Consider the following 18,928-nt stretch of genomic DNA (forward strand, 5'->3'; position numbering starts at 1 on the left):
GGTAAAACAGTGTGTCCGTTGGGTTCCGTTTTTAAAGCGATTCCCACTTAAGGGGGCGAGCCCAAAGTTTCCGGCTGTAAACGGGGTATCCCGGCAGATAACAGGCAACAAAAAACCCGCAAACTCAGAGAGGATGCGGGTTTCTGTGGGGTTTCCGTTAGTAACCGGTACTTACGGAAGTACTATTTGGTCGGCACGAGAGGATTTGAACCTCCGACCCCCGACACCCCATGACGGTGCGCTACCAGGCTGCGCTACGTGCCGATGCTATGGGCCGCTATACTACCGTTTCCTGACCCGATTGCAATAGCCGCCCCGAACGACTGCTTTAGATTTAGGCAGTTAGTTGGCAATAAATCGCCGTTCGGTCGTCAGCACCTGCAAGAGCAGCCCCAGCTGGGGTTTTTCGTTTGGCAATAGCCGACCGCTGGCGTCGTAAGCACGGTAGTTGCCGTTGCGTCCCAACACAATAACCTGCTGTGGCGTGATGATGGTCAGCGCATTGTTGTCCCCGTTGAGCAGCCAGTTGGTGCGGCGCTCGGCGCTGAACAGGTCCTCACCCTGAGAGTAATCCTCGGTTGCGGTTTTCACATGCAGCAGACGCTGCATCAGCGTGGTCATCACGTCTTTCGGGTCGGTCATTTTGCTGATGGTCTGCGCCGGGGTATCCGGCCAGTGCACGACCAGCGGCACCTGACGATGTTCGCGGTTCATCGGCGACGGGTCGTCGTCTTTGAGACGCTCGGCGCTGCTTTGCTCGGCAGTAATCACCACCACCGTTTTGTCGAGCAGGTTTTTCTCGCGCAGCGTAGTGATGATGCGATCGATCTGTTCATCAATGCTGGCGGTGTCCTGACGATAACGGCGTTGTTGGTCGTTGGCCGAAACCGGGCGGCCGTTGCTGCTAAGCTCACTGTGGTTGAATTCGATAAACGAGAACCACGGAGAGCGTGCATCGGTATTGTTATCCAGCCATTTGGTCCACTGGGTGGTAATGGCCTCATCGCTCTGCGGCTGTGCCGGCGGCAGCGAAAAGTCGGACAACAACGCCTGACGGTAAAGCGGGCTGCTGAATCCGCTGGCCGAGAACAGGCCGAACTGGTAGCCCTGCTGGCTCAGTGCGTTGATCAGCGCCGACGGTTTGCTGCTGCCCAGCACGCCATCCATGTAGGTGGTGGAGATGCCATAAAACAGGTTGAACAGACCGCCATCCTGCTGGGTTCCGGCGCTGAAATGGTTGCTGAAGCGTACGTTTGCTTCGGCGAAGCGCGCCAGATTAGGCATGGAGCGGGGCGTATCCTGATCCGGTACGCTGTCCATCACCACCAGCAGCAGGTTGTAGCCGCTGCCGGCGTCGCGGAAGCTGATGTCGCTGAGCGGGTATTCCACCGATACCGCGTCGGGGTTGCCCTGCAACGCCAGGCGACGTTCATACTCCTGCGCGTTGAGCAGGCCGTGTTTTTCCAGGAAACGACGCGCCGTCATCGGGTAGGAGAGCGGCAGATTGGCGCGCTGCATGGTAATCGGCCGGTAGAAGTTGGCGTCCGCCCAGATGTACATCAGGTGAGACAGGCAAAACGCGACGATGAATACCGCCGCCAGCGGCTTGGCGAAATGGCGTCGACCCAGGCTGCGTAACTTCTGCCAGCACCAGGTGCCGAACAGCATCTCTACCATGAAGATCACCGGCACGCTGATAAACAGCAACTGCCAGTCGCGCACCATCTCGCTTTGATCCGGGTTGGTCACCAGATCCCAGACGGTCATGTTCAGGTGCAAATGGAAGCGGCCGAACACCGCGGCATCGACAATCAGCAGCGTCTGCCCGGTGGTGGCGAGCGCGGCGGACAGGAAGCGCAGCAAGCGCTGCGACATCACAATAAATGTCAGCGGGAAAATGATCAGCAGGTAGGCTGAAAAACCGATAAAGCTGAAATGTCCCAGCCAACTCACCAGCGAATAGACTCGCCCGGCCAGCGACGACGGCCAGTCGGCAACGAACAGATAGCGGCTACCCAGCCCCAGCGCGAGCAGAATGTTGAACAGGGCGAACCAGTGCCCCCAGCTGATCATCTGGGAGACTTTTTCACGGTAGCGCGGACGGTTGGTTACCATAAACGGGCCGGTATCAGTGGATGTCGTTGGTTTTTATGGACGCCTGCAACGCGTCGGCAAACGAGCCAGCCAGCGCTTCGCGTTGTTTCGGATTAGCGATGCTGGTATTGAGCAGATTGGTGACCATGTTGCCGAGCACCATCAGTGCGAGATCGGTCGGGGTGTGGTGCTTTTCCAGCACATTGACCAGATCAGACAGCAGCTGTTCGATTTGCTCGTCACTGTAACGGGATGATTGTGGCATAAAATCGTGTATCTCAGGTGATGAAAGGCAAATATATTACCGTATAGGGGCGTGGTTTTCCGCACTTTTATCAATGATGATCGTCAGAACCGGGATGCTTTGAGTTGCATGCCGAAACGTCAGGTGCTTGAATACGCGCCTTACTAGAAGGAGAGTTTACCATGAGTCTGGATATCGACCAGATTGCCCTGCACCAGTTGATCAAGCGCGACGAGCAGTCACTGGAGATGGTGCTGCGGGATTCGCTGTTGACCGTGAACGGCGCGGTCAGCGATATGATGGCGGAACTGCACCGCGTTTACAGCGCCAAAAGCAAGGCGTACGGCCTGTTTAATGAAGAGAGCGAACTGGCGACGGCATTGCGTTCCTGTCGCAAGGGCGATGATGACTTTCTGGCATTATCCCGCGCCGCCACCGGCCGGTTACGTGATGAACTGGCCAAATACCCGTTCGCCGAAGGCGGCGTGGTGCTGTTCTGTCAGTATCGCTACCTGGCGGTGGAGTACCTGCTGATTGCGGTGCTGAACAGTTGCAACAGCCTGCGGGTCAACGAACAGCTGGATATCAGCAGTACCCATTATCTGGACATCCACCATGCGGATATCGTGGCGCGCATCGACCTGACCGAATGGGAAACCAGCCCGGAGTCGACTCGCTACCTGACCTTCCTCAAAGGCCGTGTCGGCCGCAAAGTATCTGATTTTTTTATGGATTTTCTGGCTGCGGCGGAAGGGCTGGATACCAAAGCGCAGAACAAGGGGCTGCTGAAGGCGGTGGATGACTATTGCGCCGACGCCGAACTGGACAAGAACGAGCGTCAGCAATACCGTCAGCAAGTGTACAGTTACTGCAACGAGCAGTTGCAGGCGGGCGAAGAGATTGAACTGGAAGCGCTGTCGAACGAGTTGCCGCCGCTGGGCGACAAGACGTTTCAGGCGTTCACGGCCGAGCAGGGCTATGAGCTGGAAGAGAGTTTTCCGGCGGATCGCGGCACGCTGCGCCAGTTGACCAAGTTCGCCGGCAGCGGCGGCGGGCTTAGCATCAATTTTGACGCGCTGTTGCTGGGCGAACGCATTTTCTGGGATGCGGCTACCGATACCCTGACCATCAAAGGCACGCCGCCTAATCTTCGCGATCAATTACAGCGCCGGCTTGGCGGCGGCGAGCGCTGATTTTTTTCTTCGGCCCGTTTTCCGCCGTGTGCGGCGAGCGGCGCGTTCAGGCAGGGGCTATCCCTGCCTGTAAACCGGTTTGGCAGCGCTTGCCCGCTGTTTTATGATGGGCATTCGACTGCTTGTGTTGTGAGATTCCCGTGCGTTCGACCTTTGACATGTTGCTGGCGGTGTACGACCGTGCGGCATTGATGCTTATTTGCCTGTTTTTCCTGACGCGAACCCGTCATTTCCGCCAGTTGCTTCAGCAGGACGAGCATTCCCGCTTTGACCTGGCCGTGGTCACCGCTATTTTTTCTCTGTTCGCGCTGTTTAGCACCTGGTCCGGCATCAATGTGGAAGGTTCGCTGGTCAACGTAAGGGTGGTGGCGGTGATGTCCGGCGGTATCCTGTTTGGGCCGTGGGTCGGCATCACCACCGGGGTCATCGCCGGTGTGCACCGCTATCTGATCGATATTCATGGCATTACCTCGATACCTTGTCTGATCACCAGTATTGTGGCCGGGTTTATGTCCGCCTGGATTCACCGGCGTATTCCGCGCGATCGCCACTGGAGCGTGGGTATTGCCGGCGGCATGCTGTGCGAGTCGCTGACCATGTTGCTGGTGGTGCTGTGGGCGCGGCCGTTCTCGCTGGGGCTGGATATCGTCGCCCACATCGCTATTCCGATGATTCTGGGGGCGGTCAGCATTGGCCTGATTGTGCTGCTGGTGCGCAGCGTGGAAGGGGAAAAGGAGGCGATTGCCGCCCAACAGGCCAAACTGGCGCTGGATATCGCCAACAAAACGCTACCTCTATTCCGCCATATCAATAGCCAGTCATTGAGTACGGTATGCGATATTATCCGCCGTGACATCGATGCCGACGCGGTGGCGATCACCAATACTTCGCAGGTACTGGCCTACGTTGGGGTAGGGGAGGAGAATTACCACAGCGGCGATCGCGATCTCAGCCCGACCACCCAACTGGCGTTAAAGAGCGGGAAGATCATCATCAAAAATAACGATGAGGCCTACCGTACCCCGGAAATTCATTCGATGATCGTGATTCCGCTGCGGGAAAAAGGCGAAGTGACCGGCACGCTCAAGATCTATTACCGGCGGGCGCATCGTATCACCTGGTCGTTGAAAGAGATGGCGATCGGGCTGTCGCAGATCATTTCCACCCAGCTTGAAGTCTCGCGGGCCGAACAATTGCGCGATATGGCCAACCGGGCCGAATTGCGGGCGCTGCAAAGTAAAATCAACCCGCATTTCCTGTTTAATGCGCTTAATGCCATTTCCACCTCTATCCGGCTGAACCCGGATACGGCGCGTCAGCTGATTATCAATTTGTCGCGTTATCTGCGCTATAACCTGGAGCGCAATGACGAGGAACTGATTGATATTAAAAGCGAGCTTTATCAGGTCAAGGATTATATCGCCATTGAGCAGGCCCGTTTCGGCGACAAGCTGACGGTGATTTACGACATTGATGAAGAAGTCAGTTGCCATATTCCCAGCCTGTTGATTCAGCCGCTGATTGAAAACGCGATTGTGCACGGCATCCGGCCTTGTAAAGGCAAGGGCGTGGTGACGCTGAGTATTCAGGAGCAAGGGGAACGCATTCGGGTGGCGGTTCGGGATACCGGCAGCGGCATCAGTGATGAGGTGATCGCCCGCGTCGAGCGCAATGAACTGCCGGGCAACAAGATTGGCCTGCTCAATGTGCATCACCGGATTAAACTGCTGTATGGTGAGGGGCTGCGGATTCGCCGGCTCAACCCCGGCACGGAAATTGAATTTTTTATCACCCGGGACAACGTCAACCGTTCGGACAGTATGGTGGCGTTTCCCTCGTGAACGGGGCTGGCGGTAGGAGAAAAGCGTGAAAGCGATCATTGTCGAAGATGAATTTCTGGCGCAGCAGGAGCTGAGCTGGCTGATTAAACAACACAGTCAGATCGAGGTCGACGCCGTGTTTGACGATGGCCTCGATGTGCTGAAATACCTGCAGGATAACCGGGTGGATGTGATCTTCCTTGATATCAACATTCCATCGCTGGATGGGGTGATGCTGGCGAAAAACATCAGCCAGTTTGCCCATAAGCCATTGATCGTCTTCATCACCGCGTATAAGAATCATGCGGTGGAGGCGTTTGAACTGGAAGCGTTCGACTATATCCTCAAGCCCTACCATGAAACCCGCATTGTCGGCATGCTGCAAAAACTGGAGGCGGCCTGGCAGCAACAGCAGTTGCCTACCCATGCCGGCGGCGATAACCGCCCGGCGCCGATGACCATCAATCTGGTCAAAGATAAACGGATTATCGTCACCAATATTCACGATATCTATTACGCCGAATCCCACGAAAAACTGACCTTTGTCTATACCCGGCGTGACGAGTTCGTGATGTCGATGAACATCACCGAATTTTGCAGCCGGTTGCCGGAAGCCTATTTTTTCCGGTGTCATCGTTCGTACTGCGTCAACCTGAGCAAGATCCGCGAGATCGAACCCTGGTTCAACAACACCTATATTCTCAAACTGAGCGACCTGGATTTTCAGGTACCGGTCAGCCGCAGCAAAGTGCGGGAGTTTCGCCAACTGATGCGACTGTAACAACAAATAGGCCAGGCATGAAATGTCTTCAATGTCATTGATACCGTCCTGGATGCATTTCATTCCCTGATTCATGCCGTTCATGCCCTTATTAACCCCGTGGATTTAGCCCCTCTTTATACTGGTGCCATTCGGCAGGCTCCGGCCTGCTTTATCTTCACATCAGAAAAATTAAGGGGACCGGCATGAACAGTAAACCGGCAAATCGCGGCGTTATTATTGCAGGGACTATCCTCGCCCAAATGGGGCTGGGGACCATTTACACCTGGAGTCTTTACAACCAACCGCTGGTCGACAAATTCGACTGGCCGCTCAGTTCGGTGGCTACCACCTTTTCTCTAACCAGCTTTTTCCTGGCGTTCGCCACGCTGTTTGCCGGGCGCATTCAGGAGCGCATCGGTATCCGTAAACTGACGCTGATCGCCGGTCTGGTGCTGGGTACGGCGCTGATGGCTGCCTCTATGGTGTCATCGTTGTCGATGCTGTGGCTGCTGGTGGGCGTGGTGGTCGGGTTTGCCGACGGCGCGGCGTACATCACCACCTTGTCCAATCTGATTAAATGGTTCCCGAATCGCAAGGGCGTTATCGCCGGGATTTCAGTCGGCGCGTACGGTACCGGCAGCCTGGTGTTCAAATACATCAACAGCGCGTTGCTGGCGCAGGTCGGCGTGTCTCAGACCTTCTTCTGGTGGGGCGCGATGGCGCTGCTGATGATCACCGGCGGCGCCATGCTGCTGAAGGATGCGCCGGTGCAGCCGGCTCAGACGGCCGTTAACGGCGGCAACGTCAACTTTACCGTCAGTGAAATGCTGCGTCGTAAAGAAGCCTGGCTGCTGTTTGTGGTGTTCTTCACCTCCTGCATGAGCGGTTTGTACCTGATTGGCATCGCGAAGGATATCGGCGTGAAAATGGCCGGGCTGGATGCGGTGACCGCTGCCAGCGTGGTATCGGCGATTGCTATCTGCAACACCGCCGGGCGTCTTATTCTTGGCTATCTGTCCGACAAAGTGGGCCGCCTGCGGGTGCTGAACTTTACGCTGCTGGTGACCGCGCTGGCGGTGACGGTAATGGCGTTCCTGCCGCTTAACGGCATGACGTTCTTCCTGTGTACCGGTGCGGTGGCCTTCTGTTTCGGCGGCAATATCACCGTGTATCCGGCGATTGTGGCGGATTTCTTTGGCCTGAAGCATCACAGTAAAAACTACGGGCTGATTTATCAGGGATTTGGTCTGGGCCCGTTGGCCGGTTCCTTTATCGCCGCTGCGTTGGGCGGATTCCACAGTACCTTTATCGCCATTGCGCTGTTGTCGGTGGTGTCGCTGGTGATTACCCTGTTCATCCAGCCGCCGAAAGCGCCGCACGAGCAGGATGCGCCCTTGGTCGCACAGGGCAGCCACGCCTGATAAACCTCGCACTCTTCGTGTAGCCAAACGCCACTGCCATCATGCGGTGGCTTTTTTTTTGCGGGAGAGATAGCAATGGTAACGATTGGATGAGATGACAGAAAATCTAAGGAAGAGAGAAAAACAAAAACGCCGCAACATGTGCGGCGTTTTTGCTGGCTCGTCGAAGACGTTATGCGTGATTAAACGCGAACGAAGTCGATGTGAGTCAGTTTCGGCTTGAACGGGTGACGCTGAACAGCCTGGATTTTTACTTTGGTTTCTTTGCCATCGACAACCAGGACGATTTCACCGTACAGGCCTTCGCTGTTACGATCTTCCAGGTTTTTGACGATATCGTGGTCCAGTTCGATGGAAACCGGTGCTTCGCTGCCGCCGTAAACGATGGCGGGGAATTTACCGGTAGTGCGCAGGCGGCGGCTCGCACCCTTACCCTGCTCTTTACGTACTTCTGCGTTGATAGTAATCATTGCTTTCTCTACTTGATAAAATGAACCTGTTACAGGCGACCCAGCAACAGGCGGGATAATCATGCTTGTCATTCAAATAACGATGCTGTTATTCGAAATAAAAGCGGGCGAGATTCTAGCGGAATATGGCGGCGCGGGCAAATAAAACCGCCGCAAATTAGCCGCGTAGCTCATGGGCGCGGCGATAACGGCCCTGATAATCGAAGATTTTTTCCCGCACCTGCCAGAATTTGCCCTGCAAACGGGCCACCACGAAGTCCGGCGCACGCAGCAGCGCCTGCTGCGCGACGACATCGTCAGCACGCTGCCAGTGGAAGGGAACGCCGGGCGCGCGCTGGTGCGCTCGCAGAAAAACATGCGTAAAGGCGTTGCGCTGGGCGGCGGTGTGCAGCCGGAAACGTTCGCTGACGTCGGCGCCGTCTTCATCGTAGTAGGTGATGCGCAGCCATTCGCCTTTGGCGTCGGCGCCGTGTTGCAGGTTCATGCCGCTGCAACGCAGCACCAACGCGTCTTTCAGTTTTAGCGCGGCTTTCAGCATGTCGTCCGGATCGACCAGCACCGCTTCGCACGTCTGACAGCGTCGGGCGGCGATATCGTTTTCCGCACCGCAATGCGGGCAGCTTTTGAAACGGAAGCGGTAATCGCATTGTTGCCTCCGCCCTTGTTCGTCCGCCTGCCAGCCCTGACAACGGCGGCCATAATGCTCAATCACGGTGCCGTCATCGGTGCATTTTCCCCAGAACAGGTTGGCGAAGCCGCACTGTGGGCAGAACACCTGCACCGGCTGGCTGTCGCTGTGCGGTTTACTGTGGCCGACTTCTGGCGTGTAGAGGTCGAATGGGTTGCCGGCGTAGTCCAGAATCAGGCAGTCGGTTTTGCCGGGAAACAGGCGCAAACCGCGGCCGACTATCTGCTGATAGAGGCTGACGGATTCCGTCGGACGCAAAATGGCGATCACATCGACGTGCGGCGCATCAAAGCCGGTAGTCAGCACCGACACGTTGACCAGATAGCGCAGCTGTTGCTGTTTGAAGGCGGCAATCAACGCATCCCGCTGCGGTGCGGGCGTTTCGCCGCTGATCAACGCCGCTTCGCTGGCCGGCAGCAGCCCTTCGACTTCCCGCGCGTGTTCAACCGTGGCGGCGAAAATCATCACGCCCCGTCGGTTAGCGGCGTACTCCGTAATCTGGCGGACGATGTGCGGCGTGACCCGTTGCTGACGCTTCAGTTCCCGGTTCAGCTCCACATCGCTGAACGATCCATTATTGAACGATCCATTATTGAACAGCCCGTTGCTGCGCGCCGCCAGTTGGCTGAAATCGTACTGCACCACCGGCATGTCCAGCCGCTCCGGCGGCACCAGAAAACCATGTCGGATCATGTAGCGCAGCGGCAACTCGTAGATGCAGTCGCGGAACAGGCAGCTGTCGTCGCCACGGATCATGCCGTGATAGTGGTACTGATAGATCCAGCCCCGGCCGAGGCGATAAGGGGTAGCGGTTAATCCCAGTAGCCGCAACTGGGGATTGGCCTGCTGCAAATGCTGGATGATTTGCTGGTACTGGCTGTTTTCATCGTCGCTAATCCGGTGACATTCATCGACGATCAGCAGCGAGAAGGCGTCATCAAATTTGTCGGGGTGGCGCGCCACCGACTGCACGCTGCCAAACACCACCTTGCCTTCGCTGTCGCGCTGGTTGAGCCCGGCGGCGAAAATGTCCGCCTGCAGCCCCAGCGCGCAATATTTGGCGTGATTCTGCTCCACCAGTTCCCTGACATGCGCCAGCACCAATACCCGGCCGCGCGCCAGCCGCGCCAGCTCGGCGATCACCAGGCTTTTGCCGGCGCCGGTGGGTAAAACGATGACCGCCGGGGCGGTATGCTGACGAAAATAGGCAAGGGTAGCGTCAACCGCTTCTTGCTGGTACGGGCGCAGTGTAAATGACATCAGTGGCGGCAGATTTTACTTTCATGGGTGGTAAACCCGTTATCTTGCGGAATGAATTTGCCTTTGTCAGCCAGAAATTGCACCAGCCCGGCGGCGGTCATGTCGGCGGCGGAGCAGGTGTGAAAACGGGCATCGCGGCCAAAACGCGCCTCAATGGCGGCGATCAGTTCATCAGTGGTAAAGGATCTGTTGGCGGCAACCATCATATGTAATACTTCATGACCGTGAATCGATGACATAATAGGGCTCCTGATAATTATCGGGCGATGAAATGCCGCCAATACGGCGAAACGTCGCGGTATACTCTCCCTTTCCTGCCCGGTGACGAGCAGGGTGGAAGAACAGTAAAGTTGCTTTTATTATGCTTTTTTAAACGGCGCAGAAGGGCGGTTTACATCAATATCCGATGTGAAAGCCGACGCCTTTTCCTATCAGGTGGCGGTCAGCGCCATGACTGACCGGCAATTCGTGACGACCATAGGCAGTATTCATTAATGCGATTGGATAAATTTCTTTCCCAACAGTTGGGGATCAGCCGTTCGCTGATAGCGCGCGAACTGCGTGCGCAGCGTGTAACGGTAAATGGCGAGGTGGTGAAGAACGGCGCGTTCAAACTGTTGCCGGACCATGAAGTGGCGTTTGACGACAATGTGCTTGAACAGCAGAACGGGCCGCGTTATTTCATGCTCAATAAGCCGCAGGGGTATGTGTGTTCAACCGACGACCCCGACCATCCGACGATTTTATATTTTATCGATGAACCGGTGGCGCACAAGCTGCACGCCGCCGGCCGGCTGGATATCGATACCAGCGGTCTGGTGCTGCTGACCGACGACGGTCAGTGGTCGCATCGCATTACTTCGCCGAAGCACCATTGCGAAAAAACCTATCTGGTGACGCTGGAACAGCCGCTGGCGCCAGACACCGCGGAGCATTTTCAGGCCGGCGTGCAATTACACGGCGAGAAGGACCTGACCCGCCCGGCGGCGCTGGAGCCGATTTCTGAGCACCAGGTGCGGTTGACCATCAGCGAAGGTCGCTACCATCAGGTAAAACGCATGTTTGCCGCGGTTGGCAACCATGTCGTGGCATTGCATCGTGAACGCATCGGCGCTATTGCGCTGGATGACGCGCTGGAGCCTGGCGAGTATCGGCCGCTGACGCCGGAAGAGGTGGCCAGCATCGGGCAATAGTCGCAAGACCGTCGGCTATCGCTTTGTTCTTTGTTAAGTCCTTTTGTCCGCCGCCGTCAGGTGGCGGGAAACCGTCGTCTACCTGGAGAACCGCTTTTCGTGCAACCACAATCATCCTCGCGCGTCGGTCTGATTTTTATTCTGGGGTTGATATCGATGCTGATGCCAATCGCCATCGATATGTATTTACCGGCGCTACCGGTGATCGCAAAAGAGTTTTCGGTCGATCCGGGTCGGGTGCAGATGACCCTCAGCTCCTATGTGCTCGGTTTTGCCATCGGTCAGGTTTTTTACGGCCCGATGTCGGACAGCATCGGCCGTAAGCCGGTTATTCTGGGCGGCGTGCTGATTTTTACTCTGGCCGCTGCCGCCTGTGCGCTGTCGCAAACGGTCGACCAGTTGATTCATATGCGTTTCCTGCACGGCTTGTCGGCCGCGTCGGCCAACGTGGTGATCAACGCGCTGATGCGGGACATGTTTTCGAAGGATGAATTCTCGCGCATGATGTCGTTCGTGATCCTGGTGATGACGGTGGCGCCGCTGCTGGCGCCGATCATCGGCGGCGCATTGCTGTTCTGGCTCAGCTGGCACGCGATCTTTTGGACTATCGCCGCCGCGTCGCTGGTGGCGACAGTGCTGGTGTGGCTGTTTATCCGAGAAACCCTACCGGCGGAGCGACGGCAGCGTTTCCATTTGCGTACCACGCTGGGGAACTTTTTGCTGTTGGTTCGCCATCGTCGCGTCTTCAGCTATATGTTTGCCAGCGGACTGTCGTTTTCCGGCATGTTTGCCTTTCTGAGCGCCGGGCCGTTTGTGTATATCGACCTTAATGGCGTGTCGCCCCAGCATTTTGGCTACTATTTTGCGCTGAACATCGTGTTCCTGTTCCTGATGACATTGCTCAACAGCCGTATCGTGTCGCGTATGGGGGCGATGTTTATGTTCCGGCTGGGGCTGATTATCCAGTTTGTGATGGGGATATGGCTGGTGGTGGTCAGCTGCTTCGATTTAGGGTTTATCCCGCTGGTGATCGGCGTCGCGGCATTCGTGGGCTGTGTCGCCACGGTGGCGTCCAACGCGATGGCGGTGATTCTTGACGATTTCCCCCATATGGCCGGAACGGCGTCTTCGCTGGCCGGCACCATGCGCTTTGGGTTGGGCTCGCTGGTAGGAACGTTATTGTCGCTGGCGACGTTCCAGAGCGTATGGCCGATGGTGGGTGCGATGGCGTTCTGCTCGGCAGGCGCATTCGGCTTATTTCTGTACGCGGGTCGGCGTTAAGACGTCTCTTCTGTTCTCCTCTTTCCTGCTTCTGCTGCCGGCAACCCGCCGGCAGCGCCCCGCTTATTGTTCCTAAAATGTGAAAATATTGAATCGAAAGTGAACGATTTGAAGAAAATGATTGAGATATCGGGAATAAAAGGTTACATATAGCGCAAAACCAGTCAAAATCGTGATCTCGTTAACGTTTTGAACGGTTACCAATCTGAGCGCCATGCTTCTGGGACGGGCTCATCATGAAAATATGTTGCTTTTTTGTATCCTGATGGTGAGAAAAGAAGGGTGCATAGCAAAAAATTTTGCTGGGTTATGTTATAATTTTGTGAATTTTAAAGCAGCTTAGCTGAGGAAGACCGCTGTGAATACTCTCCAACTTTCGGTAGTTCATCGCTTGCCGCAAAGTTACCGCTGGTTATCCGGTTTTACTGGCATCAAAGTTGAACCGATTCCGCTTTGCAGCATGGATGACGACAGTTATCTGATTGGTTTTAAACTGCTCAGCCACGACGGCGAAGAGGCCCGCCAGATTATGCGCCACCTCAACCAATCACTGGATGATATCCAGCTGCAGTGCGCAATAGTGGAGTGGGAGGGCGAGCCATGCCTGTTCCTGCATCGCCAGGACGAGAGCGCCGCCATGTGCCGCCTGAAAGACGTCGGCGTGGCGATCGCCGAATCCGTCTGCGCTCAATATCCTTTCTGAAGCGGCAGCATCGGTAACGATGCTGCTGTAACGCCTTTCCCCATGCTTTCCCGAACGGGCCAATAGTCAGGCCGAGAGTTGCAGCAACTGCCGGGTATAATCCTGCTGTGGATGCTCAAACAGTTGCCGACACTCGCCTTGCTCCACCACTTCGCCATGCCGCAGCACAATAACCTGATGACACAATGCACGCACCACGTGCAGATCGTGGCTGATGAACAGGTAGGCCAACTGGTGGGTCTGCTGCAGGGTTTTCAACAGCGTCAGAATCTGCGCCTGTACCGTGCGATCGAGCGATGAGGTCGGTTCATCAAGAATCAGGAGTTCCGGTTGCAGGATCAACGCCCGGGCGATGGCGATACGCTGGCGCTGACCGCCGGAAAACTCTGACGGATAGCGATGGCGGCTGTCCGGGTCCAGCCCGACTTCCTGCATGGCCTGGATCACCCGCTGCGTCTGTTCCGCCGGGCTTAACTGGTGATGCACCCGCAGCCCTTCCGCGATAATCTGTTCTACATTCAGGCGGGGATTCAGCGAACCGTTTGGATCCTGAAACACCACCTGAATGCGACGACGTACCGGCAGCATCTGCTTACGGTTAAAATGGTGCAGCGGCTGGCCGTCGAACCAGATCTCGCCACGGCTGCGCAGCAGCCGCAGCAACGCCAGCCCGGTGGTGCTCTTGCCGGAACCGGATTCGCCCACCAGCCCGATGCTTTCTCCGCGGCGCAGGCTAAAGCTGAGCGCTTGCAGCACCGATTTTTCTCCCACGGTACGACGTAACAGGCCACGTCGGATGGGGAAGCTGACGCCCAGATCCCGAACATCCAGCAGCGTCGCGGCGGTCTGTTCCAGCGGCAAGGCTTCCCCTGCCGGCTCGGCATCCAGCAACTGCCGGGTATACGGATGCTGCGGCGCGCTGAACAGCTCGCGGGTTTGGTTCTGCTCCACGCAACGTCCGGCCTGCATCACCGCCACCCGGTCCGCCAGCCGACGCACAATGTTCAGGTTGTGGGTAATGAACAGCAGCCCCATGTTCAGCTCCTGTTTCAGCTCGTTGAGCAGATCCAGAATTTGCGCCTGTACGGTGACGTCCAGCGCGGTGGTTGGCTCGTCGGCAATCAGCAGGGCGGGTTGCGTCAGCAATGCCATTGCGATCATCACCCGCTGGCGTTCGCCGCCGGAAAGCTGGTGGGGAAAGTCCGCCAGTCGCCGCGCCGCCTGACGAATACCGACGCGTTCAAGACAGCCGACGATTTCGCCCCGCGCGGCGTCATGGCGCATGCCCCGGTGCAGCGAGAGAACTTCCGCCAATTGCTTTTCGATGGTGTGCAGTGGATTGAGGGACACCATCGGTTCCTGAAAGATCATGGCAATCCGGTCGCCGCGAATCTGGCGCAGCCGCTGCTCGCTGGCGTTCAGCAATGATTCGCCGGCAAACAGAATGTCGCCGTGCGGGTAGACCACCGGCGGCGAGGGCAACAAACGCAGCACCGACAGCGCGGTCACGCTTTTGCCTGAGCCGGACTCGCCGACCAGCGCCAGCGTTTCTCCGGCCTCAATGCTCAGCGAGACCTGATCGACCACCTGTCGCTGCTGGCCGCCGTTGCGAAACGCAATGCTCAGGTCCCGGATTTCAAGTAAAGGTTGTGCGGACATATCAATGCGCCTTGCTAGGGTCAAAAGCGTCGCGAACCGCTTCGCCGATAAAGATAAGCAGTGACAGTACTACCGCCAGCACCATGAAGACCGTGATGCCAAGCCACGGCGCCTGCAGGTTGTTTTTCCCTTCCAGCAACAACCCGCCGAGCGAAGCGGACCCCATCGGCAGACCAAAGCCCAGAAAGTCGAGCGAGGTCAGGGTAGTGATGGAGCCGCAGAGAATGAACGGCAGGTAGGTGAGGGTGGCGACCATGGCGTTGGGCAGCATGCAGCGAAACATGATGGCGCGATCGCTGACGCCCATCGCCTGCGCCGCGCGGATATAGTCGAAATTGCGGGTACGCAGGAATTCCGCCCGCACTACGCCGACCAGCGCCATCCAGCCAAACAGCACGGTAATGCCCAGCAACCACCAGAAATTCGGTTGGATCACGCTGGAGAGCAGGATAATCAAGAACAGCGTCGGCATCCCGGACCAGACTTCGATAAGGCGCTGTCCCCACAGGTCCACACGCCCGCCGTAATACCCCTGAGATGCGCCCACTACGATGCCGATCAGGCTGGACAGCAACGTCAGCGCCAGCCCGAATAGAATGGAAATGCGAAAGCCATACAACACCTGCGCCAGCACGTCGCGCCCCTGACTGTCGGTGCCGAGCAGATTCTGGCGCGACGGCGGCGACGGAAACGCGCGTTGGGTGGCGTAGTTGATGGTGTCGTAGCGGTAGTGAATCAGCGGCCACAGCGTCCAGCCGCTTTGCTCCAGCCGCTGTTCCAGCCAGGGATCGCGATAATCCGCCGGCGTCGCCAACTGGCCGCCGAAGGTGGTTTCACTGTAATCCACCATAAACGGCGCGTACCACTGCCCCTGGTAGCGCACCAGCAGCGGTCTGTCGTTGGCGACCAGCTCCGAACACAGGGTAACGACAAATAACACCAGAAAAATCCACAGCGACCAGTAGCCGCGACGATTAGCGCGAAAGCGCGCCCAACGCGCCTGATTAATGGGGCTTAGACGGCTCATTGGCGCTCCTCGAAATCGATACGCGGGTCAACCAGCGTATAGGTCATGTCGCTGAGAATGTTCAGCAGCAGGCCGATGAGGGTGAAAATGTACAGGGTGCCGAACATCACCGGGTAATCGCGCTGCAGGGTGGCGTCGTATCCCAGCAGCCCAAGACCGTTGAGGGAGAACATCACCTCGATCAGCAGCGAGCCGGTAAAAAACATGCTGATGAACGTGGCGGGGAAACCGGCGATCACCAACAGCATGGCGTTGCGAAATACGTGGCGATAGAGAATTCGTTTTTCATCCAGCCCTTTGGCGCGGGCGGTGACCACGTACTGCTTGCGGATTTCATCCAGAAACGAGTTTTTGGTCAGCATGGTCAGCGTGGCGAAACCGCCAATCACCATCGCCAGCACCGGTAGCGCAATGTGCCACAGATAGTCGATAACCTTGTCAAACCAGGACAGACTGTCAAAATGCGGCGACACCAGCCCGCGCAGCGGGAACCAGTCGAGATAACCGCCGCCGGCGAACAGCACGATCAGCAGAATCGCGAACAGGAACGCCGGGATAGCGTAGCCGACGATAATCAGCGTGCTGCTCCAGACGTCAAAGGCTGAGCCGTTGCGCACCGCTTTTTTGATGCCGAGCGGAATGGAGACCAGATAAATGATCAGCGTGCTCCACAGCCCGAGGGATATCGATACCGGCATACTCTCTTTAATCAGGGCAATGACCGACGAGCCGCGAAACAGGCTGTTGCCGAAGTCAAACCGCACGTAATCCCAGATCAATTTGAAATAGCGTTCGTGCAGTGGTTTATCGAAGCCGTAACGTTTGGTGATTTCCGCGATGATTTCCGGATCCAGCCCGCGAGCGCCGCGATAGGTGTTTTCCACCGACGGCTTGCCGCCGCCCGGCCCGCGCGCCAGCCCGCCGCCGTCCCCGCCGGCGCTAAAACCGCTGCCCTGGCCCATTTCAATCGAGGCGATGGCCTGATCGACCGGGCCGCCCGGCGCGACCTGCACAATAAAAAAGTTGATGGTGATGATTGCCCACAGCGTGGGGATCACCAGCAATAGTCGACGTAACAGGTAAGTTCCCACATCGGCTCCTTATCGACGCGCTGCCGGCAGGGTGGCCGCTTTATCAGCGTCATACCACCAACTGTCGATACCCAGCGTATAGGCCGGGCGGGTTGCAGGCATGGCAAATTTGTTCCAGTAAGCGAAACGGTCGTGATTGGAATACCACATCGGTATGGCGAACTGGTTCCAGGTCAGCACTCTGTCCAGCGCCGGTCCCAGCGACAATAGCGCCGGTTTGTCGCCCTGATGGCGAATGATGTTGTCGATCAGCTGGTCGATGGCGGCGTCCTGTACCCCCGGCGAATTATAGGAGGAATTGATATAGCCGGAACTCCAACTGATGGCGAGGTCCGAACTGGGGTAGGGCATCGCCGGGTACAGCTTCGGGATCATGTCGAAATCGCGCTTGCGAAATCGGTTGTTGAACTGCGGGCTATCGACGCTGCGTACTTCCATGCGGATACCGAGTCGCGCCAGACTATGCTGGAGCGGCAGTACATAGATGGAGTTGGCGGCGCTCGGCAGCAGCAGTTCGAAACGGAAAGGCTGACCGGTTTGTTTATTCACCAGCACCTGATTTTTCAGTTCCCAACCCGCCTGTTGCAGCAGTTGCAGCGCCTTAAGCAGGCCGGCGCGGTCGTAACCGCTACCGTCGGAGCCTTCCGGCCGGTATGCCGGGCCGAAGACGTCGGCGGGGATCTTGTCTTTCAGCGGCGTCAGCCAGGCCAGTTCGTCCGCCGATGGCGTTCCCTGCGCCGCGTACTCGGTGTTCTGGAAAAAGCTGTTGGGGCGCTGATAGCTATTAAAAAACAGCGCCTTGTTCATCCAGTTGAAGTCAAAGGCCAGCGCCAGCGCCTGACGCACCCGACGATCGCTAAACTGCGGCCGCTGGATGTTAAACACCAGCCAGCGGGTATCCTGCGCCGCCCGATTGGTTTCATCTTTCTTGCGAATGTAGCCGCGGGCGAAATTGCCGCCTTCGTACTGGGTCGCCCAGTGCTTGGGTGAACCCTCTATGCGCAGATCAAACGCGCCGGCCTTGAAGGCTTCCAACGCTACGCTGTCGTCCAGATAGTAGTCATAACGCAGTTGGTCGAAGTTGTAACGGCCGCGGTTGACCGGCAGGTCGGCAGCCCAGTAGTCGGTAACGCGCGAATAAATCACGTACTGGCCCATGCGGTAATCGGTAATGCGATAGGGGCCGCTGGCCAGCGGCGGGGTGTTCAGCGGGTCGCTGAGTTTGTGGTCGCGCCAGAATTTCTCCGGCATGACCGGCAAGGTCAGCATCCCCAGCATCTTTTCCTTGTCTGGTTCAGGGAAAGTAAAGCGGACCGTGTGCGGGGTGACGGCTTTGACTTCGGTGCCTTTGTAGTACAGACGGAACTGCGGCACGCCCTGCGTCATGAACATATTGAAGGTGAACGCCACGTCGGCGGCGGTAATCGGTGAGCCGTCGTGAAAACGCGCGGCGGGATTCATCTCCACTTCAATCCAGCTGTAATCGCTGGCGTAACGGGCGGTAAGCGCAATCAACGGGTAGTAGCTGGCGGGTTCGTCTTCCGAACTGACGTAAAGGGCGTCGTACAGGCTTTCGGTGCGGGCGGCGGCCAGACCGCGCAAGGCAAAGCGGTTAAAGTTATCGAAGGTGCCCAGCGCGCTGAGTGTGGCTTTGCCGCCTTTGGGGGCCGATGGATTGGTGTAATCGTAGTGGGTAAAGCCCTGCCGGTATTTTGGTTCGCCCAGCGTGGCGAACGCATAAGTCTGTTGTGTGGTCGGTTCCGCATAGGTCAGCCAGGTGCAGGCAGACAGCAAAACGGCGATAAGTGCACGTGTAAACATCGAAATGGCGGACTCCTGATAACCTCATGTTTCTCCGTATGAAAAGCCGGTTTACTGGAGAAAGTGCCTGAAATTCCTGGCAATCACGATGCCGGACGCTATGGTGTTCTGTTTTATCATGAAATAAGGCGTCAAACCTACTGTTAATCGATCCAAGTTGTTACCGGGAAGGCGAGTGACGCAATAAAAAACGCCGCTGT

16 protein-coding genes and 1 tRNA gene are annotated in these 18,928 nt (G+C 57.1%); 7 read left to right on the forward strand and 10 right to left on the reverse strand.

The features are described from left to right. Positions 1 to 187: 187 nt before the first annotated feature. The 3 genes from DXXMK7_RS08895 to DXXMK7_RS08905 all read right to left on the reverse strand — a co-directional run bounded on the left by DXXMK7_RS08895 (position 188) and on the right by DXXMK7_RS08905 (position 2,359). Positions 188 to 264: transfer RNA gene (locus tag DXXMK7_RS08895), tRNA-Pro, on the reverse strand. 78 nt (positions 265 to 342) lie between these two features. Then, positions 343 to 2,115, reverse strand: a complete 1,773-nt coding sequence (yejM, locus tag DXXMK7_RS08900; RefSeq protein ID WP_038918784.1) for an LPS biosynthesis-modulating metalloenzyme YejM — start codon at positions 2,113 to 2,115, stop codon at positions 343 to 345. Positions 2,116 to 2,128: 13 nt separating this feature from the next. Then, positions 2,129 to 2,359: a YejL family protein gene (locus tag DXXMK7_RS08905; protein WP_013317597.1), complete on the reverse strand. Its 231-nt coding sequence runs from the start codon at positions 2,357 to 2,359 to the stop codon at positions 2,129 to 2,131. 161 nt (positions 2,360 to 2,520) lie between these two features. On the opposite strand from DXXMK7_RS08905, the gene yejK reads away from it, so the two are divergent. The 4 genes from yejK to DXXMK7_RS08925 all read left to right on the forward strand — a co-directional run bounded on the left by yejK (position 2,521) and on the right by DXXMK7_RS08925 (position 7,535). Next, positions 2,521 to 3,531: a nucleoid-associated protein YejK gene (gene yejK / locus DXXMK7_RS08910; protein WP_038918785.1), complete on the forward strand. Its 1,011-nt coding sequence runs from the start codon at positions 2,521 to 2,523 to the stop codon at positions 3,529 to 3,531. Positions 3,532 to 3,671: 140 nt separating this feature from the next. Then, the gene (locus tag DXXMK7_RS08915; RefSeq protein ID WP_038918786.1) at positions 3,672 to 5,372 is read left to right on the forward strand and encodes a sensor histidine kinase; all 1,701 of its coding nucleotides are present in this window, start codon (positions 3,672 to 3,674) and stop codon (positions 5,370 to 5,372) included. 25 nt (positions 5,373 to 5,397) lie between these two features. Then, on the forward strand, positions 5,398 to 6,132 hold the full coding sequence (locus DXXMK7_RS08920; RefSeq protein WP_038659577.1) for a LytTR family DNA-binding domain-containing protein: 735 nt from the start codon (positions 5,398 to 5,400) through the stop codon (positions 6,130 to 6,132). Positions 6,133 to 6,317: 185 nt separating this feature from the next. Further along, positions 6,318 to 7,535, forward strand: coding sequence for an OFA family MFS transporter (locus DXXMK7_RS08925; protein WP_038918787.1), 1,218 nt, complete (start codon positions 6,318 to 6,320; stop codon positions 7,533 to 7,535). Positions 7,536 to 7,717: 182 nt separating this feature from the next. Here DXXMK7_RS08925 and rplY read toward each other — a convergent pair whose 3' ends face one another. From rplY to DXXMK7_RS08940, 3 genes are all read right to left on the reverse strand, one after another. After that, positions 7,718 to 8,005, reverse strand: a complete 288-nt coding sequence (gene rplY, locus DXXMK7_RS08930; RefSeq protein WP_038918788.1) for a 50S ribosomal protein L25 — start codon at positions 8,003 to 8,005, stop codon at positions 7,718 to 7,720. A gap of 157 nt (positions 8,006 to 8,162) precedes the next feature. Next, the gene (locus DXXMK7_RS08935; protein WP_038918789.1) at positions 8,163 to 9,953 is read right to left on the reverse strand and encodes a DEAD/DEAH box helicase; all 1,791 of its coding nucleotides are present in this window, start codon (positions 9,951 to 9,953) and stop codon (positions 8,163 to 8,165) included. Beyond that, entirely contained in the window at positions 9,953 to 10,192 is a 240-nt protein-coding gene (locus tag DXXMK7_RS08940) for a YecH family metal-binding protein (RefSeq protein ID WP_013317604.1), read from the reverse strand. The genes DXXMK7_RS08935 and DXXMK7_RS08940 overlap by 1 nt, the downstream gene beginning before the upstream one ends. Positions 10,193 to 10,447: 255 nt before the next feature. Here DXXMK7_RS08940 and rsuA point away from each other — a divergent pair, with 255 nt between their 5' ends. The 3 genes from rsuA to DXXMK7_RS08955 all read left to right on the forward strand — a co-directional run bounded on the left by rsuA (position 10,448) and on the right by DXXMK7_RS08955 (position 13,130). Then, positions 10,448 to 11,146: a 16S rRNA pseudouridine(516) synthase RsuA gene (gene rsuA, locus DXXMK7_RS08945; protein WP_038918790.1), complete on the forward strand. Its 699-nt coding sequence runs from the start codon at positions 10,448 to 10,450 to the stop codon at positions 11,144 to 11,146. Positions 11,147 to 11,302: 156 nt separating this feature from the next. Then, complete coding sequence (locus DXXMK7_RS08950) at positions 11,303 to 12,427, forward strand: Bcr/CflA family multidrug efflux MFS transporter (RefSeq protein ID WP_237431766.1); 1,125 nt, start codon at positions 11,303 to 11,305, stop codon at positions 12,425 to 12,427. A gap of 358 nt (positions 12,428 to 12,785) precedes the next feature. After that, positions 12,786 to 13,130: a YejG family protein gene (locus DXXMK7_RS08955; protein ID WP_038918792.1), complete on the forward strand. Its 345-nt coding sequence runs from the start codon at positions 12,786 to 12,788 to the stop codon at positions 13,128 to 13,130. 66 nt (positions 13,131 to 13,196) lie between these two features. Here DXXMK7_RS08955 and yejF read toward each other — a convergent pair whose 3' ends face one another. The 4 genes from yejF to DXXMK7_RS08975 are packed head-to-tail and all read right to left on the reverse strand — an operon-like array spanning position 13,197 to position 18,728. Then, positions 13,197 to 14,789, reverse strand: coding sequence for a microcin C ABC transporter ATP-binding protein YejF (yejF, locus tag DXXMK7_RS08960; protein WP_038918794.1), 1,593 nt, complete (start codon positions 14,787 to 14,789; stop codon positions 13,197 to 13,199). Position 14,790: 1 nt separating this feature from the next. After that, positions 14,791 to 15,816: an ABC transporter permease gene (locus DXXMK7_RS08965; protein WP_038918795.1), complete on the reverse strand. Its 1,026-nt coding sequence runs from the start codon at positions 15,814 to 15,816 to the stop codon at positions 14,791 to 14,793. Then, a complete protein-coding gene (locus DXXMK7_RS08970; RefSeq protein WP_038918796.1) occupies positions 15,813 to 16,907 on the reverse strand; it encodes a microcin C ABC transporter permease YejB in 1,095 nt (364 codons plus the stop codon). The genes DXXMK7_RS08965 and DXXMK7_RS08970 overlap by 4 nt, the downstream gene beginning before the upstream one ends. A 9-nt stretch (positions 16,908 to 16,916) precedes the next feature. After that, on the reverse strand, positions 16,917 to 18,728 hold the full coding sequence (locus tag DXXMK7_RS08975) for an extracellular solute-binding protein (RefSeq protein WP_038918797.1): 1,812 nt from the start codon (positions 18,726 to 18,728) through the stop codon (positions 16,917 to 16,919). Between the last annotated feature and the right edge of the window lie 200 nt (positions 18,729 to 18,928).

It is taken from the genome of Dickeya sp. MK7 (assembly GCF_000406305.1).
Classification (GTDB): domain Bacteria; phylum Pseudomonadota; class Gammaproteobacteria; order Enterobacterales; family Enterobacteriaceae; genus Dickeya; species Dickeya fangzhongdai.

Excerpts from the sequence above, each read along its gene's own strand:
- DXXMK7_RS08905 (WP_013317597.1), bottom strand. The coding sequence starts at position 2,359 with ATGCCACAATCATCCCGTTACAGTGACGAGCAAATCGAACAGCTGCTG.
- yejK (WP_038918785.1), top strand. The coding sequence starts at position 2,521 with ATGAGTCTGGATATCGACCAGATTGCCCTGCACCAGTTGATCAAGCGC.
- rsuA (WP_038918790.1), top strand. The coding sequence starts at position 10,448 with ATGCGATTGGATAAATTTCTTTCCCAACAGTTGGGGATCAGCCGTTCG.
- DXXMK7_RS08975 (WP_038918797.1), bottom strand. The coding sequence starts at position 18,728 with ATGTTTACACGTGCACTTATCGCCGTTTTGCTGTCTGCCTGCACCTGG.
- DXXMK7_RS08925 (WP_038918787.1), top strand. The coding sequence starts at position 6,318 with ATGAACAGTAAACCGGCAAATCGCGGCGTTATTATTGCAGGGACTATC.
- DXXMK7_RS08950 (WP_237431766.1), top strand. The coding sequence starts at position 11,303 with ATGCTGATGCCAATCGCCATCGATATGTATTTACCGGCGCTACCGGTG.
- yejF (WP_038918794.1), bottom strand. The coding sequence starts at position 14,789 with ATGTCCGCACAACCTTTACTTGAAATCCGGGACCTGAGCATTGCGTTT.
- DXXMK7_RS08935 (WP_038918789.1), bottom strand. The coding sequence starts at position 9,953 with ATGTCATTTACACTGCGCCCGTACCAGCAAGAAGCGGTTGACGCTACC.
- DXXMK7_RS08965 (WP_038918795.1), bottom strand. The coding sequence starts at position 15,816 with ATGAGCCGTCTAAGCCCCATTAATCAGGCGCGTTGGGCGCGCTTTCGC.
- rplY (WP_038918788.1), bottom strand. The coding sequence starts at position 8,005 with ATGATTACTATCAACGCAGAAGTACGTAAAGAGCAGGGTAAGGGTGCG.
- DXXMK7_RS08940 (WP_013317604.1), bottom strand. The coding sequence starts at position 10,192 with ATGTCATCGATTCACGGTCATGAAGTATTACATATGATGGTTGCCGCC.
- yejM (WP_038918784.1), bottom strand. The coding sequence starts at position 2,115 with ATGGTAACCAACCGTCCGCGCTACCGTGAAAAAGTCTCCCAGATGATC.